20 protein-coding genes and 4 tRNA genes are annotated in these 25,598 nt (G+C 59.2%); 20 read left to right on the plus strand and 4 right to left on the minus strand.

Features of this window, described 5'->3' with window-relative positions:
* Positions 1-304 precede the first annotated feature (304 nt).
* From CLV65_RS03800 to CLV65_RS03810, 3 genes are read left to right on the plus strand one after another with little or no spacing between them, the layout of a single operon-like run.
* On the plus strand, positions 305-2,416 hold the full coding sequence (locus tag CLV65_RS03800) for an FHA domain-containing protein (RefSeq protein WP_094690613.1): 2,112 nt from the start codon (positions 305-307) through the stop codon (positions 2,414-2,416).
* Between the two features lies 1 nt (position 2,417).
* Entirely contained in the window at positions 2,418-6,218 is a 3,801-nt protein-coding gene (locus CLV65_RS03805; protein WP_483407199.1) for a helicase, read from the plus strand.
* Positions 6,215-6,439 (plus strand): hypothetical protein, encoded by a 225-nt coding sequence (locus CLV65_RS03810; protein ID WP_094690612.1) that lies wholly within the window; start codon positions 6,215-6,217, stop codon positions 6,437-6,439. The genes CLV65_RS03805 and CLV65_RS03810 overlap by 4 nt, the downstream gene beginning before the upstream one ends.
* Before the next feature lie 50 nt (positions 6,440-6,489).
* Here CLV65_RS03810 and CLV65_RS03815 read toward each other — a convergent pair whose 3' ends face one another.
* The 3 genes from CLV65_RS03815 to CLV65_RS03825 all read right to left on the minus strand — a co-directional run bounded on the left by CLV65_RS03815 (position 6,490) and on the right by CLV65_RS03825 (position 8,968).
* Positions 6,490-7,341: a CpaB family protein gene (locus CLV65_RS03815; protein WP_094690611.1), complete on the minus strand. Its 852-nt coding sequence runs from the start codon at positions 7,339-7,341 to the stop codon at positions 6,490-6,492.
* A gap of 447 nt (positions 7,342-7,788) precedes the next feature.
* Positions 7,789-7,974 carry an FmdB family zinc ribbon protein gene (locus tag CLV65_RS03820; protein WP_094690655.1) on the minus strand — a complete coding sequence of 62 codons (186 nt, stop codon included), beginning with the start codon at positions 7,972-7,974 and terminating at the stop codon, positions 7,789-7,791.
* A gap of 160 nt (positions 7,975-8,134) precedes the next feature.
* On the minus strand, positions 8,135-8,968 hold the full coding sequence (locus CLV65_RS03825; protein ID WP_094690610.1) for a 5-formyltetrahydrofolate cyclo-ligase: 834 nt from the start codon (positions 8,966-8,968) through the stop codon (positions 8,135-8,137).
* 185 nt (positions 8,969-9,153) lie between these two features.
* Between CLV65_RS03825 and CLV65_RS03830 the strand changes: the two genes are divergently transcribed.
* The 10 genes from CLV65_RS03830 to dapC all read left to right on the plus strand — a co-directional run bounded on the left by CLV65_RS03830 (position 9,154) and on the right by dapC (position 15,613).
* Positions 9,154-9,825, plus strand: a complete 672-nt coding sequence (locus CLV65_RS03830) for a GNAT family N-acetyltransferase (protein ID WP_094690609.1) — start codon at positions 9,154-9,156, stop codon at positions 9,823-9,825.
* Between the two features lie 208 nt (positions 9,826-10,033).
* Complete coding sequence (locus tag CLV65_RS03835) at positions 10,034-11,095, plus strand: hypothetical protein (protein WP_144441835.1); 1,062 nt, start codon at positions 10,034-10,036, stop codon at positions 11,093-11,095.
* Between the two features lie 194 nt (positions 11,096-11,289).
* Complete coding sequence (groES, locus tag CLV65_RS03840) at positions 11,290-11,583, plus strand: co-chaperone GroES (RefSeq protein ID WP_094690607.1); 294 nt, start codon at positions 11,290-11,292, stop codon at positions 11,581-11,583.
* A 240-nt stretch (positions 11,584-11,823) separates the two neighbouring features.
* A tRNA-Tyr gene (locus CLV65_RS03845) sits at positions 11,824-11,905 on the plus strand.
* A 1-nt stretch (position 11,906) separates the two neighbouring features.
* Positions 11,907-11,981: transfer RNA gene (locus tag CLV65_RS03850), tRNA-Thr, on the plus strand.
* A gap of 1 nt (position 11,982) precedes the next feature.
* Positions 11,983-12,056 (plus strand) — tRNA-Met (locus tag CLV65_RS03855).
* Positions 12,057-12,118: 62 nt separating this feature from the next.
* A complete protein-coding gene (rpmG, locus tag CLV65_RS03860) occupies positions 12,119-12,289 on the plus strand; it encodes a 50S ribosomal protein L33 (RefSeq protein ID WP_094690606.1) in 171 nt (56 codons plus the stop codon).
* Positions 12,290-12,554: 265 nt separating this feature from the next.
* Complete coding sequence (locus CLV65_RS03865; RefSeq protein ID WP_094690605.1) at positions 12,555-13,895, plus strand: UDP-N-acetylmuramate dehydrogenase; 1,341 nt, start codon at positions 12,555-12,557, stop codon at positions 13,893-13,895.
* A gap of 222 nt (positions 13,896-14,117) precedes the next feature.
* Positions 14,118-14,441 carry a ferredoxin gene (fdxA, locus tag CLV65_RS03870; protein WP_094690604.1) on the plus strand — a complete coding sequence of 108 codons (324 nt, stop codon included), beginning with the start codon at positions 14,118-14,120 and terminating at the stop codon, positions 14,439-14,441.
* A gap of 11 nt (positions 14,442-14,452) precedes the next feature.
* Positions 14,453-15,613, plus strand: coding sequence for a succinyldiaminopimelate transaminase (gene dapC, locus CLV65_RS03875; RefSeq protein ID WP_094690603.1), 1,161 nt, complete (start codon positions 14,453-14,455; stop codon positions 15,611-15,613).
* A gap of 294 nt (positions 15,614-15,907) precedes the next feature.
* Here the strand turns inward: dapC and CLV65_RS03880 are convergent.
* Positions 15,908-15,996: transfer RNA gene (locus tag CLV65_RS03880), tRNA-Ser, on the minus strand.
* Between the two features lie 222 nt (positions 15,997-16,218).
* Between CLV65_RS03880 and dinB the strand changes: the two genes are divergently transcribed.
* From dinB to rplM, 7 genes are all read left to right on the plus strand, one after another.
* Complete coding sequence (gene dinB / locus CLV65_RS03885; protein WP_094690602.1) at positions 16,219-17,523, plus strand: DNA polymerase IV; 1,305 nt, start codon at positions 16,219-16,221, stop codon at positions 17,521-17,523.
* A gap of 146 nt (positions 17,524-17,669) precedes the next feature.
* A complete protein-coding gene (locus CLV65_RS03890) occupies positions 17,670-19,151 on the plus strand; it encodes an Mbeg1-like protein (protein ID WP_094690601.1) in 1,482 nt (493 codons plus the stop codon).
* Positions 19,152-19,493: 342 nt separating this feature from the next.
* Complete coding sequence (locus tag CLV65_RS03895) at positions 19,494-20,492, plus strand: NAD(P)-dependent oxidoreductase (protein ID WP_094690600.1); 999 nt, start codon at positions 19,494-19,496, stop codon at positions 20,490-20,492.
* Positions 20,493-20,594: 102 nt separating this feature from the next.
* Positions 20,595-21,254 carry an IMPACT family protein gene (locus CLV65_RS03900; RefSeq protein WP_094690599.1) on the plus strand — a complete coding sequence of 220 codons (660 nt, stop codon included), beginning with the start codon at positions 20,595-20,597 and terminating at the stop codon, positions 21,252-21,254.
* Positions 21,255-21,661: 407 nt separating this feature from the next.
* The gene (locus CLV65_RS03905; RefSeq protein ID WP_169713365.1) at positions 21,662-22,441 is read left to right on the plus strand and encodes an AbrB family transcriptional regulator; all 780 of its coding nucleotides are present in this window, start codon (positions 21,662-21,664) and stop codon (positions 22,439-22,441) included.
* 175 nt (positions 22,442-22,616) lie between these two features.
* Entirely contained in the window at positions 22,617-24,812 is a 2,196-nt protein-coding gene (gene malQ / locus CLV65_RS03910; protein WP_094690598.1) for a 4-alpha-glucanotransferase, read from the plus strand.
* Positions 24,813-25,145: 333 nt separating this feature from the next.
* Positions 25,146-25,595, plus strand: coding sequence for a 50S ribosomal protein L13 (rplM, locus tag CLV65_RS03915; protein WP_094690597.1), 450 nt, complete (start codon positions 25,146-25,148; stop codon positions 25,593-25,595).
* Positions 25,596-25,598 lie beyond the last annotated feature (3 nt).

Here is a 25,598-nt window from a genome sequence, read left to right on the forward strand (position 1 = left end):
GGTCACTTGAGCGTCGCTTGAGCGTCACGTGAAGGTCACGTGGGGCGTCCTGTAGGACGCTCATAGGTCGATGGGAGGTTCCAGCGACTGCATTGCTGAATGGGATCGTGATTGTCGGTGTCGTTGTATGCCGCAGGCATTGATTCGCGGTACGCTGTTGGGTGAATGTCAGACGGCTTACAGTTCGAAGTGGAATCGTGATATGTTGAGATTCCTCGAGAATTTTCTGGATTTCGCGTTTTCTTCAAAGTCGGCATGACACAATAGCAAACAGTAGGTGCATGCCGCAATCAAGGAGGTAGTCGTGGACGAGGATGCGAGCGATGTGCTCTGGGCAATCGAAGTCGATGGCGTGGAGCTCACCCGTGTCAAGCCAGGTGAATCCGTCGTTGTGGGTCGCAAACCCATCCGGCCGATGGTCGAGGCGGATGCCGACCGGCGTGTTGATGTGGCCGATTCCGAAAAATCGATGAGCAAACGGCATGCCAAGCTCACCGTGGATGCCTATGGACGCGCGATGCTGGAGGATCTGGGTTCGACGAACGGCACCTTCGTGGTGCGTGATGATGGCGGGCTGATGAGGGTTCCGCTAGGCACTCAAATTACGTTCCAGCGTTCCCCCATGCATTTGCAATTCGGCGACAAGGCTGTTGATTTCCGCGAGGTTTCCTCGGATGATACCGGTGAGCATCCGGTGCAGAGTCTGTTCGAGAACCTCACTCCTGATCAGATCGCCAATGCGGCGAATGGTGCGATGAGCGTGGATCAGATTCTTGATGTGCGCGCCGGCGAGCCCACCACAGCTTTTGATGCGAACGCGGTGCGCGGAAGGGTGCATGAGCTCAATACCGCGCATTTGGTGCAATCATATGTGACGACAAGCCCTGCGCCAGAGGAGTGGGATGGCACGCACGGTCCCACGAATGGTGCCCAGAGCAACGCACAGGGGTCGGTCCTTGTGCACAACGGTGCGTACTCCCACGCTGATGGAATCGTCGCGGAGAGCGTTGTTGCCGAGAACGTCGTGGCGCAAGCCGCGGCACACGATGATTCGGATGAGGCGAACGCAGGAATCATGGGCGCTGATGGTCCATCGGCTGCTCAATCCGCGTCGGCAGCGCAGAGTGCGTCGGTAGCAAACGGTGAGTCAGAAGCAAACGGTGCGTCGGAAACAAACGGTGAGTCGCAAACTGGTGGCAATCCCGCCCCGGACGCATCGGCTGGTGTAACGACACCGGTTGTTGCAGAGGCGACGACTGTTGCTGCTGCGGAGTCTGTGACAGACACAGCATCCGTCGAGTCAGCATCCCAGCCGTTTGAGAACGAAACCGAAGTACCGGCTTCTGAAGTCCCTGATGCTGCGGATGCCGTCATGACTCCCGGTAACACTGTGGAGGGGGCGACACAATCGCAACAGAGTGAAGGCGTCGTCGCTGATGCTGCAGCTGTCGATACTGCTCAATCCGCTAATACCGCTGAATCCGCTGGTGCTGCTGAATCCCGTGATGTTGCAGATTCGCTCGTTACTGATGCATCCGTCGGTACCGTTGAATCTACCGGTACCGTTGCCTCCACCAATGTTTCTGAATCCGAGGGTAGCCAGACAGCTGGGAACGCCCCGACGACGGAAGAAGAGACACAATCCCAGAGTGATTCGCAATCGCCCGAGGCCTCTTCGCGCCAGTCGCAGATCCAGTCGCAGGCCCAGTCCCAGGTTCAGGAGCGCTACCAGGCACAGAATGAGACGCCCGACCATGAGGCGTCCTATCCTGTCACGGCATCGTTCCCCATCCGTAGGACCTACAGCCAGGCGACGAATTATTCCGGTGATTATCAGACCACTGATTCCTCCACATGGCCTGCGACAGGGCAACATCATGGTTTCGACTCCGAGGCCGCGAATCTTTCCGCAGCTTCCGCAGCGGCTCAAACGTATCCTGCAACAGCCCAAGGCACGGCTGCAGCTGCCTCGGATGCGCGGTTCCGCCCGCAGCGGGAGGAGGACGAGCGGTTTGCTGTGCATCAGCAATCCCAACAGGGGATGCATGAATCGCGGGGCGGATCTGACAACACGTCGGCGTTTGCGAAGGCATCGTTCTCCACCCCGGTGACGAATCCGCGATATGACGCAGGCTCAGTGCTCGATCGGCTGTCGAACGGACAGTTCCCCGCGCAGCAGGCCGACTCTGAAGATGATCGTCTGATCGATGGGTTCTCGATACGACAGGCACGCACCACGGCGGATTATCAGCAGCAGTTCCGGATGGCGCAGCATCCGCAGCTCCTTCCGTTCTTGGCGATGAACCCGTCGCTGTACGGTGATTTATACGCATGGCTCGCAGCGCAGGGCAATGCCGACGTTGAATCCGCATTGAACGGCAATGCCGGTTATCTGGCTTGGAAACAAGGGAAATGACATGGTGAATGATTCGATGCACAATGACGCTGCACAGTCCGACTACGGAGACGACGCTACACAGAGCGAAGCCGCTGCAAGCGCGCAGGAAACCCAGTCCACGTCGGATGAATCCGCGGCAGTGAATTCCGCCGCTGAAATGAACGGTTCCGCTGCCGAAACCATCGAGACCGGGGCGCAGCCGGCTCAAGAGCAGCGCGAGGAATCGTCGATGGACAGGGTGCGCCGTTGGTATTCCGAATATCGCCGCCAGCATGGCGCGACTCCTATGGATGATATGTCGCGGCTTGTGGAAAGCCTTGACATCACTCACGCACACCCCACGGGCATCGCGCAGCTTTTTGCGTCGGGACGCGTGCAACTGAGCACACTGTTCCGTGATATCGGTTTTCTGAAGACGGCTGAACGCAATCTGGGCAAAGTGCTGCGCGATTTCCATGCCAAGGAACGCACGGATGGCACCGCCAGCCTGTCGCTTGCCGTCGGCATCGCGCAATGGCCGGAGCACTCCATGCCCGTGTTGCTCTACCCGGTCACGGTCGACGGCGTGGATAGCGAAGATGCCCGTATGTCGCAGGCCGTTATCCGTTTCACCGCTCCTGCGGCAATCAACAGCGCATTCATCGACGAGATGCGACGCCAGGATGTGTTCCTCGACGCAGACGAATTGATGGATCCTGCATACTACGGTGGCAAGCCGCCGCAGACCGCCGACCTGTTCGCTCTTATCCGCACCAGGACGGGTGCGAAAGTGCCGGATTTCACCATCAAATCCGACTTGATTCTGGGCAGTTTCGTCGAATCCTCCACAGTGCTGTTGGCTGATGCCGCCCGAGTGATTTCCGCAATGGACCAAGGCAATGCGGCGAATCTTCCGCTCGCAGTGCTCGCTGGCGATAAACGTGCCATGAAGGCGATGTACAACCGCCGGCTGCCCCAGTATTCGCCACAGGACGCTGATCCCCATGACGAGATGGAAGCCGGGGATGTGAGCAATGCGACTCGATATGCTGCACGGTTGGCAGCCGAAGGCGACAACGTGTTTGTCAACGTGTCGTCGGTGGAAGACACCGCTGCTCAGGCGCTCGCTGTCGCATCGCGCGTGGCGCTTGCCGGCAAGACGGCGTTGTATGTGCCGGGCGTGCCGGAGCAGAAGTTCCGTTTCGCCCATGAGGCACGGATCAATGGCATGACCGACCTGCTGGGGGACCTGTCGGACCCCGATTTCAACGCGAAGCTCGATTCGCGCCTTGTTTCCGCCGTTGCTTTCTCTGGTGGCGAGGCGACAACGCATTTCGACCAGCTCGCTGATGAGCTTGTTGGCGTGCGCGCGCGTCTGGGACGCTATCTCGGCGATCTGCATGCGGTCAACAAGGAATGGAACGTTTCGGCGTATCAGGTTATTGAGAATCTGGCGCGAATTTCCAGCAACCCGACGCATCCCGCAACGCATGTGAGGTTCGAGGCGAAGACTGTGCATGCGGTTGCCGACCACCTTGATGAGTGGGGCGCAAAACTCACCCGCGCCGCGCAATTGGGCGAGTTTGAGGATGGTGTGGAGAAAACCGCATGGTATCAGGCTTCGGTCTTCAACGAGGACGAGGCGGTTGACGCGTATCAACGTGTTGTGAGGCTTTTGACCGAAACGCTTCCCGCGGTTCGTGAACAGATTGCCGAGACGTCGAAGACCTGTGGTTTCGCGATTCCGGCCAATGCTTCCGAATGGTCGCGTCAGGTCACGGTATTGCGCAACCTGCGGCGCGTGATGGATACGTTCCAGCCCGTCATCTTCCAGCGTGACATTCCTGCGATGGTCGAAGCCACGAAATCCAAGCAGGAACGAAAGGAGAAGGGTACCACGTTGGGCATGCGCGAACGCCATCGCCTTGCCAAAGAAGCCAAGAGCATGCTGCGCGCTGGCTCGCATGTGGAAGATCTGCACGCCGCGCTGCAAGTGGCGGTGAAGCAAAACGAGGAATGGCGACGCTTCGTGCCGCATGGCCAGTGGCCGGTGTTGCCCAACAAGCTGGACGACATCATCTCGATGGACGAATCCCTGAGCGCCGACCTCACGGCTATGAACTCCGTGCTTGCCACCACGCCGCAGGGTTCCGGATTGGAATCCGTGGGCTTCCAGCAGTTGGAAGACAGGCTTCGTGCATTGTATGACGATCATTCGGCGCTGGACACGCTCCCGGAGCGCAGCTGCCTGGAACGCGACATTGACAAGGTTGGCTTGGGCGATTTGTCCGCTGACCTGCGTGTGCGGCGTGTGCCGGTGGAGGCTGTCGCGGATGAGTTCTTGCTCGCCTGGTGGGCGACTGTATTCAACCTTATTGTGCAGCAGTCTCCGATCATTGCGAGCCAGGATAGTTCTGTGCTCTCGCAGGCGGCGGATCGATTCGCGCAGGTGGACGTGGACCATGTGCGCTCCATTGGCCCCATGGCTCAGCAAGAGATGATGAAGAGACTTTCCGAGACGCTGTATGCCCATTCTCAGGAAGCCAATCAGCTGCATACATTGCTCGCCACCCCAACGGTGCTGCCATTCACACGGTTGCGTCGCGATTTCGCGTCGATTCTGGCGGTGGCCAAGCCGATTCTCGTTGGCACGCCTGCTTCGCTTGCCGTGGCAAGTGGACCGGAACACATCGCCGATGTGGCGATTGTGGACGCGGCATCCCATATGACACCCATTGAGATTCTCACCGTGTTGTCGCGCGTGGACAGCGTGGTGTTCTTCGGCCATCAGCAGACCTTGTCGTCCGCGGCCATCACGCAGCTCCTGCCGTATTTGGCGCAGGTCAACACACTGTCCACGCCGTCGCATCGCGATCCGCGCCTGGCATTGTTCCTTGCCGATCACGGCTATGGGGATGTGCGTTTCTCGCTGTCGACCGGCAAGGTGCGCGGAGACGTGCAGTATTCCCGCGTCGACGGGGTGGGGATTCCTGAAGAGACCAGCGGTCTGGTGGAGTCCACGAAGCAAGAAGTCAAGGCTGTCGCCGACACGGTTGAGGCGAGGGCGGCTGAATACCAAGACCTTCCCAAGCGCTACCGCATGTCCATCGTGTGCCTGACCGACACAAACAGGATTCGCATCGGCGCTGAGCTCAAGTCTCGTGCACAACGCACTTCCGGTCTGCGTGACTTCCTGCGCCATGTGCGCATCATCACCATTTCCGAAGTCGCTGGTGCGGCGGCCGATGATGTCATCCTTGCTTGCAGCTTTGCCAAAGGCCAACCCAAGCATCTGACTCAGCAGTTCGGAATCATGGAGCAGCCCGGAAGCGACGGCATGCTGCTCGATGCGCTCGCCTTGGCCACGTCTCGCACGAATATCATCAGCGCATTCGGCTCCGCCGACATGGATGACGATCGCCTCCGCACGCCGGGCACGCAATTGCTCAAAGAGATGCTGGCATGGTGCGAGCACCTTTCCGACAGCATGCCCATGCCGCGCGGGCACGCCTCCGACGATGTGATCGTCAATGACCTCGCCAATCGCATCAAGTCCCGCGGACTCACAGTTGAGACGAACTACGGTTTCGACGGCGGCGTGCAGGTGCCGCTTGTTGTGGGATTCCCCGGCCGACAATTCCGCTTGGCGGTGAAGGTGGATGACGCACGGTTCATGTCCGTCCGCTCCGAACGCCAGCGGTATCGCTTCAGCATCGAGAACCTCCGTGAACTGGGTTGGGCAGTCACGTTCATCTGGAGCGTGGCGGCGTTCGTGGACCCGGACAAGGAAGTCGATCGCGTCGTAAGCCAGCTTTCCCAGCTGGAGGGCGACGAACTGTGACGCAGGAATCCTCGCAACAGCCTGCGCCACAGCGCCGGCGTGGACGTCATCATCGTGTCGTAAGGCAGGGAACCGAATGGTTCGAGGCCGACGGCACGGTAATCGATCCACAGGACCAGCAAACGGAGGCGGCACGCGAACGGGATGATGATGCGCGCATCCTGACCGAGCTCCCGCCTCATTGGGGCGTATATTCCGAGCGACGTCAGGACGGAGCCTGATACTCACGGTTCGCCGGTTGCCGTTCGACGGCACATTTTTCGACGGCACATCAGTGGGTTGCTGCATCATGGTTGCGCTCCACTGCGATGATTGGTTCGCTCCCGGCAACCGTGAGCACAGTGAGTGCGTCGGCGGGGGCAAGGGCGAGCGCCACGGATGGTGATTGCGTCTGAGAGAACGCAGACGAGGAAGGCTGCGTGACTTTCAGCACCGTGGCTCCGCGTGCGAGTATGCAGGAGTCAGGCGGTCTTGCGGCGAGGTCCGACGCTTCGCCAGCCGGTGGTGTATTCGTCATATCGGCTGTGTCCGCTGCATCAGCTGTATCTTCCGGTTTTTCTGTTTCTTGTGAGGTTTCCGTTCCTTGCGATGCCGTATCGGTGCCGGAAGAAAGGGAATCATCGGCATTCGAGCAGGCGCGTGACGCGACAAGGTCCACAACATCTCCGGGCACCAGTCGGTCAGTGGTGCTGGCGAGCTGCAAATCCACGGAAGTGAGCCCTTCGGTGGCGAATGCGTCTGATGACAGCATGCCTTTGAATATGGGTTCCCCGCGGGCGATCGCCACTTGGGCGAAACCGCTCACCTTGTCATCCGTCACCGATTGCGCAGAGATGGCATGACGAGCGGCACTATCCTGGGGAACCCATGCGGTTCGCAACATTGATGACGTCACATGCTCGCCCACGGTTATGTCGCGCGCCGCTACATAAATCGCACAGGTCGCTTGCGACATCCCGATGGCACTGACAATCGACCATGCAAGCAATCCCGCGCACAAGGCGCACACCAGGCGACGCGCAAGCAGCCGTCGGTGCCGTGAGGCGAGAGCGGATGCGCCATTGTGACGCGCGGAGCGTCTCCACGGCGTTGAAAAGGTGTTCGCGTGATCGAAAATACTCATGGCGCAAGCCTTGCACACCGCAGCCGGATATCAGGGGCAATTCGACCAATGTGGACCGTCTGCACATGTATGAATCACCCCTGTGGATAAGTTGCACGCCGTCATGCGTCCCTGTGGATAACTTGTCGCATTGGTGTGAGGTGTGGCGGTCGGGCAACGACGGTTCCAGCTGCAGCTTTTTCAACAATGGTTACAGCAGCAACGATCCCAACTGCGGTTCCAGTTGCATCGGTTCGTCAGCAGTTCCAGCGTCGGTTCCAGTGTCAGTTCCAGCAGCCTCTCCAGCAGAGGCTCGATGCCTGCCGTTTCAATAAGCACTAAAAAAGCCGTGGCATCCCCATCTGGGAATACCACGGCGGGAATGTCACGGCTGAGGGGCGTGCGGCAGATTTCACAATGCCTGCCGCCCGCGCCCAGCTTGTGCCGGTATTTTCTTGTTGCCGGTGCTTACTTCTTGTCTTTGTCGGTGTGGTAGAAGCCACTTCCCTTGAAATTGATGGGGACCGCGGAATACACCTGATGGATTTCCTCGGCCTTGCACTGAGGGCACTGCGTCAACGGATCAGCGGTGATGGAACGCTGAATGGTGAAGTCATAACCGCAATTCTTGCAACGATAATGGTAGGTGGGCACTGTACGTCCTTTGCTGATGAGCACAACGATGGGGAGTGCGCCATGCACGCGCCGTTCATGCGGTCCCCTGCATGAACGGCAAGGGGAGCGCTGACGGGTGCGGGCGCCCTGTTCTCCTCTTCATCCTAGCGGTCGGGCAGACAGCCGGCGGGCATTTCGCTCAAAGGGCAGCGAAGCGTCGCACCCCTTGTGACGTGAGCACCGCATCCATGCGCACGTCATAATGGTCGTATGGCAAGCTGTCCGTGATTTCCCACGGCCACACGACGGCGATGAGCATGGCGTCCGCCGCTCGATGTATCAAAGCTCGGTCATACCATCCGGCGCCATGGCCAAGCCTCACGCCATGCCGATCCACTGCCACGGCTGGCACGAATATCACATCGGCCGTGCTCAGTTCCCCTGCGCCCATCGACGGAACCCTCTCATCGGTGCCAGTGCCGGCTCCGGTGCCAGTGTCTGCGACAATCGCGCTGTTGCGCAGAGGCCCGCTGCCCACTGCAAGCTGCTGCCAGCCGATGGTCAGCAGCTTGCCATTGCGCGTCGGAGCGGTGTCGTCTGGGATGCTGCCATCTGGCAAGGGTTGTGCATAATGCATGGCGGGGGTGATGATCCTCCAGCCGTGTGATGCCAGCCACGAGAGCAATCCTGTGGTGTCGGGTTCGTCCGGGGCGGAGACAAAAGCGGCTGCCGTGCGTTGGGTTGCTCCCTGGGGTATTCCCGGGGCGGTTCCCTGGATCATTTCGCTGTGCTGGCGTTGGGCCTGTGCCAGGTCTTTTACAGCCAGGTCTTCTGCAATCGGTTGGCATATGGACGCCCCATCCGATATGTTCAGGAATCGCCCCAGGTCCTCCAGCGCGAGCGGAGCATGGCGCTGCCCGGCCAATTCGCTGCCCGGATTCGTGCTGTCGCGTCGCAGTTGTCTGAATTTTGCGCGCAGCTCTTTTTTCAGTTCTGTGGTTGACGGGGTGGTTGATGGGCGTTCGTCATCCATGTGATTGGCTTTCAGTGAGTGTGCTTTAGGTTTGGGGGTGTGCTTTCAGGGAGGTGCTTTCTGACATGTGGCTGTTGAGAAGCATGGTGAAAGCTGGGTGGTTGTGCCGCTACGTCTCACCTTAGCGGCAGCATGGCATGCGCGCGGCAGCATGGTCGAGCGCCAAGGTGCACTAGCATGGCGGTATGGTCTTGCGATCTTTTTTGCACCATGATGAGGAAGGTTCGACCGCACTGCATCCCAGGGTGGGTGACGGTTTTGTGGTGCCGCAGCGGCTCAAGGCGCCGTTGGGATACCCTGCGCTGAGCCTGAGGCCCCTCACCTATGACGACGAGATGGAATGGAGCGATGTGCGCATCGCGAACCGAGATTGGCTTTCCCCGTGGGATTCGGGCGACCCCATGCATCGCAACGGCATCAACTTCCGCACATGGATTGACCAGCAGCGTTTCAGTGAACAGTCAGGATCCGCTCTTGTGCTCGCCATGGAGGAACAAGGCGGCATCGTCGGTCAGATTTCTTTGGGTGGCATCGGCTATGGTGCGGTGCGCAGCGGAATCATCGGCTATTGGGTGGCAGAGCAATACGCCGGCCGCGGTTTTGCGCCCCTTTCTGTGGCATTGCTGACTGATTGGGCGTTTTTCGCGGATTCCGGCCCGCATCTGCATCGCGTCGAGATCGACATACTTCCTGAGAATCGCCGCTCCTTGCGCGTTGTGCAGAAGCTGGGTTTTCATGATGAAGGCGTGCGTCGCGGCTATATGTTCGTGCGTGGGCAGTGGCGTGACCATCGCAGCTTCTCCCTTCTTTCCACCGATGTGTCTGCAAGCCTCGTCGAGAGGCTGCCACGCCTGTAAACACCGTGGCAATCGCAAGACACGCCGGTCGGAATATGTTGAATTTTCAGACGGGTCCTTTATCGTTGGCGCTATGACCTTTGAATCGTTCAGCGGAATCCTCGTATGTGTGGTTCTGGTGGCGTTCGTCTTGTGGTGGTTTCCGACGCACGCCAGCCAGAGCATGAAGAACGCTACGAGGCACAGCGGCGATCGTTTTTCAGAATCGATGCGTATCATTGACGTTGACGCTCATCATGATGAGACAGACGACACGCCTCGTTCTGGCGGCCTCGTGGAAGGCATATCGCAAGTGGGGGATGCCGTGGATGGTTCCCACAACACAAGCGAGGCGACGGTGATCGAAGATTCTCCTGCAACTCGGCAATCCGAGCAGCTTCCCGCAACGAAGCCTTCGACGTCTCAGGGGAAGCCGGGTAAATCCAAGGGCCATGCCTCTGCCGAGGCTTTCGACAATGACGCCGTCCGCGCAATTCGCCAAGCCAGACGCAAAGCATTCAAACGCCGTCGCATCGTTGTGGGTGTTTTGTGCGCGGCGACTGTCGTGACGCTCGCTGTGATGCTTGCGTTGCATTATTCTCCGGCGTGGGCGCTCATTCCGGTCGCGATGCTTGCAGTGGTGCTTGGCTGCGGTATCCACGCATCTTCAAAGGCGCGCGCGTGGGAACGCCGCTTGGCGCTGTACAGGGAGCAGCGACGTGCTGTCGATGGCGGTCAGGGGGCATCCGCGAAATCCCGCGAATTTGCACACTCCGGCACGTCCGGGGAAGTTGGCGGCGCAACACGGCCGTCGCAACCGTCACGCGAAGATCGACGGGCAGATGCCTCTGTGCGATCTCGTCATGATGAAGACATGGATAATCCAAACCTCGCGGATTCGACCCCTACCGTGAAAATGGACACACGGCAGATCAGCCAGGCGATTCATTCGGAGGAACCGCCTGTTGATGTCTTGCACACATCGCTTTCGTTCACGCTGGGTGCTGTCGACTCTGAGCAGACCTCCGCCGTGCGCAGCGCGGAAATCAAGTCCTATAGGCAGGTCGCCAAGGCCGTGCCGCGTCGTGGCATGACCGAGCAAATTCGCAAAGCTGCGCAGCGTGAGGCGGCTGAGGCTTCCCAGGAAGCCAAGGGCGTGCTGGACGCATCGGAGGTGTCGCACACGCAAGGTGTGTCTCAGGAAGACCTGGACCGCGATTTGCAGCAGGCGTTGGAACGGCACCGCAATGCGTCTGTCATGTCTTCGGCGACGCGGCATTCCGCACGGTGATTTGAGCGGAACGTGCACGGCATATGCACGGTATTTCACCGAGAGAGAGAATTAGCACTCGAATTGGCAGAGTGCTAAATGTTGCGCTACTATTCGAGGTAGCGCATGAAAGACGCGAGGCGTTTCGTCAGCCGCCACACGCCGGCCATGCGGCAATAGTCACTCTCTGAATATGCAGAAACAGGAGGCCCACAGTGTCGATTTCACTCACACCGTTGGAAGACAAGATTGTCGTTAAGCAGGCTCCGGCCGAGACCCAGACGAAGTCCGGTCTGTTCATTCCGGAGAACGCCAAGGAGAAGCCGCAGCAGGGCGAAGTCCTGGCGGTTGGTCCTGGCCGTCGCGCAGACAACGGCGAGATCATCCCGATGGATGTCAAGGTCGGCGACAAGGTCCTGTATTCGAAGTATGGCGGCACTGAGGTGCATTTCGACGGTGAGGATCTGCTGATCCTGTCCGCTCGCGACGTGCTGGCCATCATTCGCTAATTTTCACTGGCCGACGCCTCATTTCAAAGCCCGCCCATGCGGCGGGCTTTTTGTATTGTGCTGCGGCATGATTCCATGCCTCGCAGCGTTGCGGCTGGGCGATCGCTAGGCGCGTGAAGAGGGTTGGGATGCTCTCGCGACACGCCGTTAGGCGTCGACTTGCGCTTCTTAAAATTTCATGGCATTATAGCCAAGTTGCCGCACGAGAGAGCAACGCAAGAAGTTCCCTCGAGTTGCAATGGCTGATTTCCCAAGCGGTCAAAGGGAGCAGACTGTAAATCTGCCGGCTCTGCCTTCAGTGGTTCGAATCCACTATCAGCCACGCCTCGGTAGCTCAGTGGTAGAGCACTTCCTTGGTAAGGAAGAGGTCGCGGGTCCAATTCCCGCCCGAGGCTCCATGGCGGGATAGCTCAGCTGGCTAGAGCGTACGACTCATAATCGTAAGGTCGAGTGTTCGAGTCACTCTCTCGCTACGAGAGCCGGCCGGGCGATACAGTCTGGCCGGCACAATTCGGTAAACAAACAGAGGTGGAAAATGGCTAGCAAGAGCGCCGATATTCGTCCGGGCATCACGCTCGCATGCACCGAGTGCAAGGAGCGCAATTACATCACGACGAAGAATCGTCGTAACACGCCCGACCGTCTCGAACTCAAGAAGTTCTGCCCGCGCTGCGGCAAGCACACGCTGCATCGTGAAACCCGCTAAAGCGTGGATTCGCTAAAGCTAGACTTTACAGCCCGGTTCGCCGGGCTTTTTTCATATCCAGCTACGGTTGTCCAGCCACATAATTGAGGTGCCATCGCCACATGGAAAAGGCCTGTCATCCGGCGGACGGCTTATCGCCAACGATCCATGTCGCCGTGGCAGTTACTGCGGTTGCCCTACACTTCTAGATAGCACCATTGCCCATGCCTATTTACGGATCATCCCGTATTCCACGTGATGCTCACGTCAGCCAAGGGAGGCATTCATGACCGACGCGCTTATCAATCAACCTGCTGCACAAGTGAATGCTGCACAAGCGGATGTTGCACAGACAGATGCTGCACAGACAGATACGCCCGCTTTCAGCGACATCACGACCATTCGCATCGGTGGCGCCATCCGCACATTCGTGCAGCCTGCCACGGAAGACGAATTTATCGATGCCGTGCGTTCCGCGGACTCGAAGTATGAAAGGCTGTGCGTGATCGGTGGCGGAAGCAACATGCTTGTCTCTGATGCGCCGTTCGATGGCACCGTGGTGCGTGACGCCCGTCACGGCGTGGATGTGCAGGATATGCCGGCGAAGGCCTCACAGCACAATGGCGAGGACGTCACGGTTACCGCGCAAGCCGGCGTGAACTGGGATGATTTCGTGGCTTTCACCGTTGCACACGGACTGGAAGGCGTCGAAGGGCTCAGCGGCATTCCCGGCACCGTGGGAGCATCTGTGGTGCAAAACATCGGCGCATACGGGCAGGAGGTCGCCTCCAGCATTCGAAAGGTGCGGGTATGGGACAGGCAGGAACAGGTCATTCGCACCCTGGATGCCGACGATCTGCGGTTCGGCTACCGCACATCCTCTCTCAAGACGACCATGTACACCGGCTCGCTGCAGGCACGGGAAACGACCCAGTGGTTCCCCACACCGCGGTTCATTGTGCTTGAGGTGACCTATGTGTTGCATTCCGACAATCGCGGCACCGTAGGCATGGGGCAGCTTGCCAAGGCTCTCGGAGTTGACGTGGGGGAGCGCATGGAGCTCGCTCGCATTCGCGATGCCGTGCTGAAGGTGCGCGCCGGCAAAGACATGCTGGAGGACCCGACTCGCTACGCCAACCGTTGGATGGCTGGCACCAAGGCGAGCCTCATGGCCGCAGGGACTTTCACTGGCAATGACGACGCTGTGGGCGATAGCGACACGGCAGGCCAGACGGTGCAGCCCAATCACAATCGTTGGAGCTGCGGAAGTTTCTTCATCAATCCCGTGGTCAAGACGGCCCACGCGCAGCGTTACCTCGACGGCGCGCCGCAGTATCCGGTTGCGCTTCCCGACGGCTCCATGGGCGTCAAGACGTCCGCTGCATGGCTTATCGACCATGCGGGATTCCATCGTGGCTTCACTCTTGCGTCGAGTCAGGACGATGATGTGCAGGAGTCGCACCCCGAACTGGGCCGCGCTGGTCTGAGCACCGTGCATACCCTTGCCCTGACGAACAGGGGACAGGCGCGCTTTGATGATGTGATGCGCCTTGCCGCAAGCATCCAGAAAGGTGTAGAAGACACTTTCGGAATCCATCTTGTGCCTGAACCGGTGATCGTGCGCTGAGCCATGCCACGTCTGGCATGCGTCGCCCGGAGCCGAACCGAGCCGTCGAATGCATCGCTGCGGCGGCGATGGCACGACACGCACAAGGGTCCAGGCGCGTTGGCGCAGCGTCGTCAAACGGTCGTAACCTTGTAGCAGAACTCGCGCCTCGGGTTGCGTCCGCTGCAGCCCAGCAATTCGGCGCGCATCATGTTGGCCGCATCGCGGCAGGAAGGAGCCATCATGGCCTACGTTATCGCTGAGCCTTGCGTGGATGTCAAGGACAAAGCCTGTGTGGACGAATGCCCCGTGGATTGCATCTACGAAGGTGACCGCACGCTGTACATCAACCCCAACGAATGCGTTGATTGCGGTGCTTGCGAGCCTGTGTGCCCCACCGAGGCGATCTTCTATGAAGACGACCTGCCTGATGACTGGGCGTGGTACAAGGATGCCGCGGTGAGCTTCTTCGCTGAAGTCGGTGACAAGGGCGGAGCTTCCGCAGTCGGCGCCTTTGGCCATGATGAGCCCCGTGTGGCTGCGCTTCCCGCCGGTATCAACGGCTGATTGGCGCATTCATGGGTTTTGAAGCGTATTCGACTCCTTACGATTGGTCCCGCGTCTCTGCATTTCGCACAGCGGCAGCGGCATATCCGGGCGGTTCCGTCGACCTTTCCATCGGTTCGCCGGTGGATCCGGTGTCCGATGGCGTGCGTAAGGCCTTGGCTGATTCCTCCAATGCGCGCAACGCCTACGGGTATCCCGCAACGGTGGGTACGCCGGAGCTGCGCGAGGCGATGTCTCAATGGTATGCGCGCAATCGTGGTGTCGATCTGGCCGCCCTCGGTGCAACCGTTGTGCCCTCCGTCGGTTCGAAGGAAGCCGTTGCCTTGATGGCGTCCATGCTGCATTTGCAGCCGGAGGACGTGGTCATCCAGCCGCGGATCGCATATCCCACGTATGCCATCGGCACGCAGCTGGCTGGCGCCACCGTCAAGCTGGTCGATGCAGTCGAAAACACCGCATCATGGGAGCACATCAAGGGAGTCAAGGCCATTTGGGTCAATTCACCCAACAACCCCAGCGGCAAGATGCTCAATGCATTCCAACTGCACGACATTGTGATGGCGGCGCGCCGTATCGGTGCCGTGGTGCTCAGCGATGAATGCTATGCATTGCTGGCATGGCGCGGATCCGATGATGCTGCTGATGCCACAGGCCTTGCTGCGCACGCGGCTCCGTCCATTCTTGACCCGGGCGTGTGCTCGGGCAGTGCCGAAGGAATACTTGCGTTGTATTCCTTGAGCAAACAGAGCAACATGGCGGGCTATCGCGTGGCGTTCATCGCCGGCGACAAGAATCTGGTCGATCCCATGGCGGCATTGCGTAAGCAAATCGGCTTGATCATACCAGGACCGGTGCAGGCGGCAATGACGTACGCATTGGGAGACGGCGACACCGTGGTGGCCCAAAGACGCAAGTATCTGTCCAGACTCATGTCGCTTGTCGACGGGCTCAAGGCGTTCGGCTACGGTGACGCTGCGATTCCTGATGGTGGTCTGTATGTGTGGGTGAAGGCACTGGGCAAGGATTGCTGGGATGACATGGATGTGCTTGCCGAACTTGGCATTGTGCCAGCTCCCGGTGAATTCTACGGCGACAGCGGGTACCTGCGGTTCTCGGTGACAGCCACCGATGAGGCGGTCAACCGTGCGGCGCACCGCCTGCGTGGTGCTTGATGCGCATCGCTGCCTGAATCATCTAAGGGTGATTGAGGAGGGTGACTGAGGTTAGCGTGATCCGGGCGCGGATGAGAAATCCGCGTCCGGATTTTTATATGATGCGCCGTGTGCATGCCCTCGGTTCACGGCTTGATTGTTATTGCCATGGCCGCTTGCATCCATGGTTTGGCGAGAGAACGAAAGACCTAAGAATGAAGGGCTCGGGAACGAAAGGCCTCAGGACGGAAGGCGTAGGGCGGAATGCGTAGGAACGAAAAAGGCCTTGGACACGAAGTTCCAAGGCCTTGCGGGCGGAGACGGAGGGATTCGGACCCTCGAACCACAAAAACGTGATTAACACCTTAGCAGGGTGCCCCTATCGACCACTCAGGCACGTCTCCAGGCTGTGTATGCAAATCGACTTGCATAGTGCTGACCTGCATATTGAATTATATGAAGCGCTGCATACGCTGCAGCAACGCAACAGTGCAAAACAATATCAGAAATTCACAAAAACACCAAAACGGCGTGGTTGGCGGTGCGCTCGGCGTTCGTAGTCCGACATGCATGCGGTCCGCATGACATGCGGAGCCTTAGGCGGTTTGTCGCGGCATAATGAGGTTATGAGCACGTCACCGAGGCCTGAGGCAGCCAAACGAGATTGGGGACACGACCCTACTGGGTGCACGATTCTGCATGTCGACATGGATGCTTTCTTTGCTTCATGCGAAATCGCACGCAACCCACAGCTGCGAGGGCTGCCCGTGATCATCGGCACCGGTGCCCGCGCCGTTGTCTCAGCGGCGAGCTACGAGGCACGCGCATTCGGGGTGAATTCCGCCATGCCACTGTCGGCTGCCCGCAGGAGGTGCCCGCAAGGCGTGTTCCTGCCAGTGGACATGGCATACTACCGGTCGGTTTCCGCCCAAGTGTTCGAGATATTCGAAGAGGTGACGCCCTTCATCGAGAAAGTCTCGGTCGATGAAGGCTATCTGGATGTCTCCGGTGCATTGTCTGCATGGTCGGGAGGGCCGGAGCAGATGGGTGCATGGATCCGCCAGCAGGTCCACGATCGCCTGGGCATCACATGTTCTGTGGGCATCGCATCCAACAAACTCATCGCCAAGCTTGCATCCACCACTGCCAAGCCGGACGGCATGCTCATCATTCCCAAGGCGCGCAACGCCGAATTCATCCAAGTTATGCCATTGAGATCGGTGCCCGGCATCGGCCCTGCGATGGAGAAATCACTTGCTGCATGGGGGTGCACCACCGTGGCGCAACTCGCACGGCTGAGCGAAGATGACCTGCTCCACGCCACTGGGTCGCGAGTGGAGGCTGAGCGCCTCTGGCGTGCCGCTCGCGGGCAGGACGACCGTCGCGTTGTGGTGTCGGCACCCGAAAAATCCGTGGGTTACGAGCGCACATTTGATGTTGATCACACCACGCTCGGCCCGGTGGACGCTTTGGTGCGCATGTGCTGCGAAGAGGTTGCGTCCCGGCTCCGCGCTCGCGAACTCGTGGGGCGCACGGTGAATGTGAAAATCCGCTACTCTGACCTTCGGTATGTCTCGCGCGCGCGTTCACTCGGCCGGCCCCTCGACACGGCGGCGGACATCTATCCGACTGCGCATGAACTGCTGTGCGACATCCTCGCGGTGGGAACCGACGCTCCGGGGCCCACAAGGCTGTTCCAACCCGTGCGCCTTGCCGGGGTGTCGGTCAGCTCTCTGGAAAGCGCTCATGGCGCGGCATACCAGCCGACGTTCGAAGACTTGTTGGAACAGGAGGACGCTGAGACGAATCCTTCGCACATAAGATCGCAGTCCGAAGTGCGCGCCAAGACCGGCGAGGCAGAGAAAGCCATCGATGATATTCGCAGGCGTTTTGGCAAAGGCTCCGTGGGCTTCGGTTTGCGCGGCGAGTGACTTTGTCTTGTCGGAATTGTCGCTTGCTGGGGGAATCGTGACTCTGGGCGGAGTCGTCACCTTATTGGGGATTATTGGGCAATCTCGGCATTGGCTGTGCGGTGAGTGGCTTCAGTCTCTGGGCACACTGATTAGAATCGGGGAGTGTGGCGAACATCATCGACTATGTGAAGACGGAGATGAGACGGCTTCCCTCGGGTGCAACGGTGCAGGGAAGCGCCGACGGCTCCCAGACAGACTCAGACGCAGGCTCAGCGCATGGTGCTGCCTTTGACGCTGCGGGCGCTGCCGGCAGTGCTCACGCCTCGCGCCCTTTCCATGATGTCGACAGCCTGGTGCTTTCGCAGCTCGCCTATGTGCACATGCCCGATAATGTGCCGCGATTGCCATCTACGGGCGCCGCGCTGCCCGCGAGCGCATACGTGTCGATTCGCGATTTGCTGCGCGCCGAATGCTATGACGCCATGTTCCCCACGAAAGGCGCCAACAGTTCGTTGTGCGCACTGGTCGAGGCGATGGCGGCAAGCCCTCGTTTCCGTGGTATGCGTGTGGGCAATTACATCTCGGTCGAGGATGATCAGCCGGGGCACGAAAAGCAGTTCGCTGCGGTGAGCGTCCTCATCGATGACCACACGGAGTTCGTGGCGTTCCGAGGGTCCGAGGATTCGATCGCCGCATGGAAAGAAAATTTCAACATGGCTTTCACCTGTCCGGTGCCTGCGCAAGCATCGGCTGCCAGATATCTGGAGCATGTGGCGGCCTCCAGCTCGCGGCGTCTCATCGTGGGAGGGCATTCAAAGGGCGGCAATCTGGCGGTTTACGCTGCCATGAAGGCACCTGAGAATGTGCGGCGGCGCATCGAGGCGATTTATTCCCATGACGGTCCCGGATTCGAGCAGCGGGTGCTGGAATCCCTCGATTTCGAACGCATCAAGCCTTTGGTTCACAAGACGGTTCCCGAAGATTCCATCATCGGAATGATTTTTCAGACCCAGGAGGATTTCACCGTCGTTGAAAGCACCAGCCATGGCATCGCTGAGCATTTCGCGATGACGTGGAAGGTCGAGAACGGCGATTTCGTGCGTGTGCCGCAACTGCCTCAGGGCACGCGATACGTCAATCGCACGTTGAATGAGTGGGTTGCTCGCATCACTCCGCGTGAACGTGAAAGAGTGCTGGGCGTTCTGTTCGATATCCTTCGGTCAACCGGTTGCGAATCATTCTCCGACATGGCTGTGCATTGGCGCGAATCGCTGCCAGCCATCGGCGAAGCGGTGAAAGACATGGCTCCGTCCGATCGCAGGCTTGTGGTGACCACTTTCAAAGTGCTGTTCTCCACGGCGTTGCGCACGGCGCGCACGCAGGCGGAGGAGGACGTCGCGGTGCCGGAGTTCATGCAACAGATGGGGCAGCCGCGCGCTCGCGTGTCAACTGCGGATCGTGGTGCGGGTCGTGATGTTGCGGATCGCTCGGGCACAGGTCCACTGGACGCCGAGGACGAAAAGCGACGGATTAAGCAAGAGCTGTCCGAACTGTCGAAGCAGTATCGCGATGCCAAACGCCTGAACAAGCACGAGGCGCAATTGCGCAAGCAACAGATCAAGTCGCGCAAGCGGCAGGGCCGATAACAAAAGCGCCGTGTTCGATTCAGCGCCGGAGCATGTGGTATGGCTGTTTGAACAAGCCATGGAAATTCGTGAACGACGAGCGCAGCCACAAAATAGAAGCAATCCGAAGTGGTGACAAGGGAGACAATGATAATTGTGGGCGAAAGTACTCCCTTGTCTCTCGCCACTACCTATGATAGCGTGCCGCATTCGCGAAATGCGCAGAAAATGTGAAGCTTTTGTGAAAATTGTTTGAGAAAGTAGGGTGTTCGATATTCCGGCTGACATCAGTGCGTTCGTGAGCCGTTGTGTTTCGACGTCGCCGTGCTTCATACCGTCACGTTGGTGTCTTAATGTTGGGGCATGACTCTCATCGAACGCAACATGGATCAGACATCCCTGCCTCTTGTAGTCGTTCCCAATTGTGTGCCGTCGCTGTCCGAGCCGCTCCTGCGCTGCATCGACAGATTCGACGGCAAAGCCCGCGTGCAGCTTTATGCCCAGCCCAAGGACGTGACGGACCCTGCGGAACTCGTTGCACGGTGCACAGGCGCAGATGCCGTCATCGTGCTGGGGTTCCACGTGACCGATGCCATGTTCGAGGCCTTGCAGCCATCCGTGCGGTGCTTTGCGTTCGGAGGCACCGGCATAGCAAATTACGTCAATGTACCACTGGCGAAGCAGCGTGGTGTGCGCATTTGCAATGTGCGGCATTATGGCGACCAATCGGTTGCCGAGCATGCCGTGGCGCTCATGTTCGAACTGGCGAAGCGCACAGGGCGCATGGATGCACAGATGCACAAGAGTGGCTGGCCAGGGTTCGATGCCATCCAGCTGGGTGGCAGGACCTTGGGCATTGCAGGATTCGGGGGCATCGGCAAGGCAACGGCGCGCATAGCGCGAGGCATCGGCATGAACGTCATGGAATGGTCCAGGTCATCGCATGCAGCCGAGGCCGAAGCGATGGGCGTCACAGAATCGCCGAGCTTGGCGCATCTCTTCGAAACCTGCGACATCGTGAGCCTCCATATGACGCTCTCCGCCCAGAGCGAGGGAATCATCGGGGCGGACCTCATCAACAAGCTCAGGCCGGGTGCAATGCTCATCAACACGGCGCGTTCGCAGCTTGTGGATTCCCCCGCGTTGCTGGCGCGTTTGCAGAAAGGCGACATCAGCGCTGGACTCGACGTGTTCGATGCAGAGCCCCTGCCGGACGATTCGCCTCTGCGCGGGCTTGCCAACGCCGTCATCACGCCGCACAATGCGTGGCGCACCGACGCCGCAAGCGAAGGAATTGTGCAACAATGCGTCGATAGCGTGCTCGCTTGGCTCGATGGCAAGGCAGTCAACGTTGTCGTCTGATGCCTTGCCTGTGGCAGAGTGGGCAATCCCGTGGCGCAGTGGACGATACGGTGCGCAGTGGACGACACGGTGCGCGCGGTGGCATGAATCAGGCAGGTTGATATGAAAAGCACACAGGCGTCGACGATTCTTGACGAGGCATCCTCGCCGGCAACGGCCACATATGAGGATCGCAAGTCGGAATTCATCGCAGAGGCATGCCACGTCGAGAGCGCCCAGGAAGCGCTTGCATTCGTCGAAGCCGTGCGTCAGCGCAACCCCAAGGCCCGTCACGTGGCTTACGCCACCATCTGGGGAGGCGGAGCGGGGGCTGGCGAGCGCATGAGCGATGACGGCGAGCCTTCGGGCACTGCCGGCAAGCCGATTTTCGATGTCTTGCGCGCAGGTGGGCTCACCGACTGCGTGGTGACGGTCACGCGCTACTTTGGTGGCATTTTGCTGGGCAGCGGCGGGCTGGTACGGGCGTATTCCTCGGCGGCGAGCTCTGCCATTGCGGCAGCGCATCATGCCGCCATCGTGGAGGCGGTGCGCTTGCGTTTGGTGGTGCCGTATGCGTTGCGTGAACGGATGGTGCGCATCCTTGCGGATTGCGGCGGGCGCGTGGCTGATGAACAGTTCACCGATGTGGTGACGCAGGACGTGGATGTGCCCTGCGATGCGGTGGAGCCATTCGAAGCCCAGGTGCGGGAAGTCACCGCGGCAGGCGTGACGCCCCAGCGGGTGGGCGAATCCCATCTTGTGCGCGGCATCGGCGGCGAGTGATCGAGCGCGGCGAATGGACGAGTGCGGTGGCCTAGTGCGGCGAGTGACTTTGCGCGGCGAGTGACTTTGCATGATGAATGATTTTGCGCGGCGAGCGGGCAGGTGATTGGTCGGACGGTGCCCTTGCGCATTTCCCTATGTCCTGTGAGGGCGTGCCGCCATGGTGATTCCAATGGACTGTTTTTGACCATGTATGACGCATATTTTCGACACGCTTTGAACCAACCTGTTGGTGCGGGAGTCCGCCGAAGTCATATGCATAATTTCGAACATCTGAACGATTGCTGCTAAAGTTTGGTAAAGAAAAACGAGGGGCGATTGCAGCGGCATATTGCAATGAACGCCCTTGCATCGCAGGTATGTGAATTATTCGAATACGTCAATGGGCAGTTGGCAAGGAGAGTCTTATGGCAGATATCCAGTCGCAGGATGAGCGGGAATTGCAGGATGGCCAGGGTTCGGCTGACGTGTCAGCCGATGCGTCGGTGCAGGACGGAACGTCGGCAGAAACGTCTGCGCAGACGCAGCAGGAGGCTGCGCAACCGGGCGATGCTGCGCAACCGGGCGATGCTGCACAGAGTGGCGAATTCGATGAAAATTCCGCTACGCTCAACGAGATGTACGACCATTTGAGGCATTCCGTGGACTCTACTGAGCTCGATGCTTTCGCATCCCGTCCCTTGCCCGATCCCAAGGACGCCGCGGCGTTCTCTCGAGCAACGGCATTGCTGGAAGCCGTGGCAGGCAATCTGCATACATCGGTTGCTACGCGTGTTGCCTTGGCCCGAGATATGAAGTTCCCGAATATTCTCGTCAAGTTGTCCGAAGATCCCGATCCTACGGTGCGCGCGGCTGTCGCGGCAAACGAGGAGGACAAGAACTGGCTCGTCGGCAGGCTTACGAAGGATCCAGAGGTTTTCGTGCGGGAAGCGGCTTTGCGAAACAAGCAAACCTCGTGGAAGATGCGCATGGAGGGGGCCGAAGATCCTCAGATTGGTGCACAGACGCTGGACTTCCTCGCGCGCATGGGCACGGAGGAGGGATTCTCTGGCCCTGCGGTGCTCGCTGCCATGGTCAGAAGAGCCGTGGCGCTCAATCCCAGTGCGAGCGAGGAGACCGTGCAACGACTTGCGCAGGATGGTGTTCCTGATGTGAGTCATGCGGCGCAGCAGCGTCTGGCTCAGTGACGCGTTGGCACAAACAAGCGTGAGTCTCCGCCTTGATGCATCACATTGATGGTCATCGAGTTGATGGTCATCGAGGCACCGGTTGGATGGTTCTGCGGAATAATGCAGACGTTTTTCCTGAAATTTTTCCGCAAGAAGCGTGGTTAACGGCGTGGATTGTTTTAGGCTAGTAGACATGAGCAAAAAACAAGAAATGGAAAGCGAAGAGCGTCTTGCCCGACCGCTCATTCGGCTTGCGAAGGCACATGGCGTTGCCACGTCCTACAACGGGCAGCAGGGTGAATTCATCGAGATCGACGACGATGTCCTGATCAAGGTGCTTGCGGCATTGGGAGTCGATGCCAGCAGCGAAGAGAAGGCGAAGAAGGCGCTGAGCGATCTCGAAGATGAGAAGCATGCACGCCTTGTGGAACCCACCGTGTTGCATGTGCAGGGATCCGACAGCACCGTGACCGTCAACCATGGTCCGCTTGATGTGCCGCAGGCATCCATCACGCTGGAGGATGGCACGGAGTATCAAGGCGTCATTTCCACGAAGCCGGGCGATGGGGCAACGGCGTATCCGCTCGATGGTGAGCTCATCGTCAATTCCCGTCTCGTCATTCCTGCGGATCTGCCTCTCGGATACCATACGCTTCATGTAAAGGCTGGCAAGCGCACTGCAGACGCCACGCTCATCAGCGCCCCCAAGCGCGTCAACCTCATCAAGGATTTGCAGAACGGCCAGCTGTGGGGCTGGATGGCTCAGCTGTATTCCATCCGTTCCAAGGACTCCTGGGGCGTTGGCGATTTCTATGATCTGGGCAATCTGCTTGCAGGTGCCAAGACGAAGACTGGTGCTGATTTCATCCTCATCAACCCCGTGCACGCTGCGGAACCTGTCGCGCCTCTGACGCCGTCGCCGTACCTACCCATCTCCCGTCGTTTCATCAACTTCTCCTACATCCGTCCGGAAGCGATTGAAGAGTATGACCGCCTCGACGATGAAGCGCAGGAGCAAATCGCCCAGCTGCATGATTCCGTGCGTGCCAACAACACGGACCCTGATTTTGTCGATAGGGATGCGATGTGGAAGGCGAAGGTGCCTGCCCTGTGGCTCATCTTCAAGGCCGGACGCAGCATCAAGCGCCAGAAGGCCTTCGACGCATATGTCAAGGAAGCTGGCGGCGACCTCGAGGCTTACGCAACATGGTGCCTGTGCTACGACAAGTGGGGCGCTCCCGAGGACGATCCTGAATCGTGGGAGAACCGTCTGACGAAGGACTCCAAGGAAGTCAAGGATCTGCGCAAGCAGTATCCCGACACGCTTGAGTTTTACAAGTGGCTCGAGTGGATCGCCGACGAACAGCTGACCGCAGCGCAGAAGAAGGCCCAGGATGCTGGCATGAAGATTGGCCTCATGGCTGACATGGCCGTGGGTGTACATCCTCAGGGGGCCGAGGTGTGGTGGAACCCCCAGCGCTTTGCCAAGGGCGCCACGGTGGGTGCTCCGCCGGACTTCTTCAACCAGCAGGGCCAGAACTGGAGTCAGCCGCCGCTCAACCCCATCGACCTGGCCAACACCGGTTACCAGACGTACCGTGACATGGTGCACGGCATGTTCCAGAAGGCAGGTGCCGTGCGCATCGATCATGTGCTCGGTCTGTTCCGTCTGTGGTGGATTCCGCAGGGCAATTCCGCCAAGGACGCCACCTATGTCTATTACGATTCCGCAGTGATGCTCGGCATCCTCGCCTTGGAGGCATACCGTGCAAATGGCGTCGTGGTGGGCGAAGACCTGGGCGTCGTGCCGGATTACGTTGCGGATTCCCTCAAGGAGCACGGCCTCATGGGCTGCGTCATTGAGTGGTATGCGCAGGATTCGAACGGTTTCGTGCCTCCGAAGAAGTGGCGTGAATACGCACTGGCTTCCGTCACGACGCACGACATGCCTCCGACGGCTGGATACCTCAACTACGAGCAGGTCAAGATTCGCGAAGAGCTGGGTCTGCTGACCACTTCCGTCGAGGAATTCCAGAAGTCCGCTGAGGAAGAGCACAACGGTTTGCTCAATATGCTCGAGACGAACGGCTACATGCCCGCCCAGTGGCGCGAGGACGAAGCCAGCCATGAACAGGACATCATCGAGGCAATGCATGTGGCATTGTGCGATGCGCCGAGCAAGTTGCTCGCGGCTGCCATCGTTGATGGCGTCGGTGAACGTCGTGCACAGAACCAGCCCGGTACGAACAACGAGTATCCGAACTGGCGCGTTCCCCTTGCCGACGGCAAGAAGAACCCGATCCTTCTGGACGACCTGTTCAACAATGAGCGTCTTCTGTCCCTGGCTGACACGATGAACAACGCGTTGGCCAAGAAGAACGCACGCTAGCAAAGCCGAGGTGGTGAGCACAGTCTCACACCGGTGATGTAGAGGTTGCCGGGCGCATGCACTCCATGCGCCCGGCAACATGCATTTTGCGCCATCTTGCGGTGCGGACATGTTCAGAAAACATTCCTGTTGTCTGACCGCGACACGCGGAGGGGAAAAGACGTCGCATGGTTTGTCAAACGAGGACCAAAGCTTTATAATTGGCGACTGTTGTGTCTTCCAAGGGTCCGGAAAGCGCTGTCCCACTCGCATCGGACTTTCAGGGAGCCCACGGAAATCAAGAGAGCCATTAACCACTGGCGCTCAAACACAATGAACAGAAAAGGTTGAACAGTGAAGACTTTCACTCCTAAGCCAGCTGACCTGAGCCACGAATGGTACGTCATCGACGCAACCGACGTGGTGCTCGGTCGTCTCGCCTCGCAGACTGCTAATCTGCTTCGCGGCAAGAACAAGCCGTCCTTCGCGCCTTATGCGGATCAGGGCAACCATGTCATCATCATCAATGCTGACAAGATCGCTCTCTCCGGCAACAAGCTCGGCAAGAACCTGTACCAGCACTCCGGCTTCCCGGGTGGCCTGCGCGCTGATAGCTACGCAGAGCTCCTCAAGAAGGATCCGGCTCGCATCATCCGCACGGCTGTCAAGGGCATGCTCCCGAAGAACCGCCTTGCCAAGGTGCAGCTCAACCGCCTTCACGTCTACACCGGATCCGAGCATCCGCATGTGGCGCAGCAGCCGACAGTGTTTGAGATCAAGCAGATCTCTCAGCAGGCTAAGTAACCA

Source organism: Pseudoscardovia suis (genome assembly GCF_002797875.1).
Lineage (GTDB): Bacteria > Actinomycetota > Actinomycetes > Actinomycetales > Bifidobacteriaceae > Pseudoscardovia > Pseudoscardovia suis.

Coding starts and splice junctions, on each gene's coding strand:
- CLV65_RS03805 (WP_483407199.1), top strand. CDS start 2,418: ATGGTGAATGATTCGATGCACAATGACGCTGCACAGTCCGACTACGGA.
- CLV65_RS03815 (WP_094690611.1), bottom strand. CDS start 7,341: ATGAGTATTTTCGATCACGCGAACACCTTTTCAACGCCGTGGAGACGC.
- CLV65_RS03825 (WP_094690610.1), bottom strand. CDS start 8,968: ATGGATGACGAACGCCCATCAACCACCCCGTCAACCACAGAACTGAAA.
- CLV65_RS03830 (WP_094690609.1), top strand. CDS start 9,154: ATGGTCTTGCGATCTTTTTTGCACCATGATGAGGAAGGTTCGACCGCA.
- CLV65_RS03835 (WP_144441835.1), top strand. CDS start 10,034: ATGCGTATCATTGACGTTGACGCTCATCATGATGAGACAGACGACACG.
- rpmG (WP_094690606.1), top strand. CDS start 12,119: ATGGCTAGCAAGAGCGCCGATATTCGTCCGGGCATCACGCTCGCATGC.
- CLV65_RS03865 (WP_094690605.1), top strand. CDS start 12,555: ATGACCGACGCGCTTATCAATCAACCTGCTGCACAAGTGAATGCTGCA.
- fdxA (WP_094690604.1), top strand. CDS start 14,118: ATGGCCTACGTTATCGCTGAGCCTTGCGTGGATGTCAAGGACAAAGCC.
- dapC (WP_094690603.1), top strand. CDS start 14,453: ATGGGTTTTGAAGCGTATTCGACTCCTTACGATTGGTCCCGCGTCTCT.
- dinB (WP_094690602.1), top strand. CDS start 16,219: ATGAGCACGTCACCGAGGCCTGAGGCAGCCAAACGAGATTGGGGACAC.
- CLV65_RS03895 (WP_094690600.1), top strand. CDS start 19,494: ATGACTCTCATCGAACGCAACATGGATCAGACATCCCTGCCTCTTGTA.
- CLV65_RS03900 (WP_094690599.1), top strand. CDS start 20,595: ATGAAAAGCACACAGGCGTCGACGATTCTTGACGAGGCATCCTCGCCG.
- CLV65_RS03905 (WP_169713365.1), top strand. CDS start 21,662: ATGGCAGATATCCAGTCGCAGGATGAGCGGGAATTGCAGGATGGCCAG.
- malQ (WP_094690598.1), top strand. CDS start 22,617: ATGAGCAAAAAACAAGAAATGGAAAGCGAAGAGCGTCTTGCCCGACCG.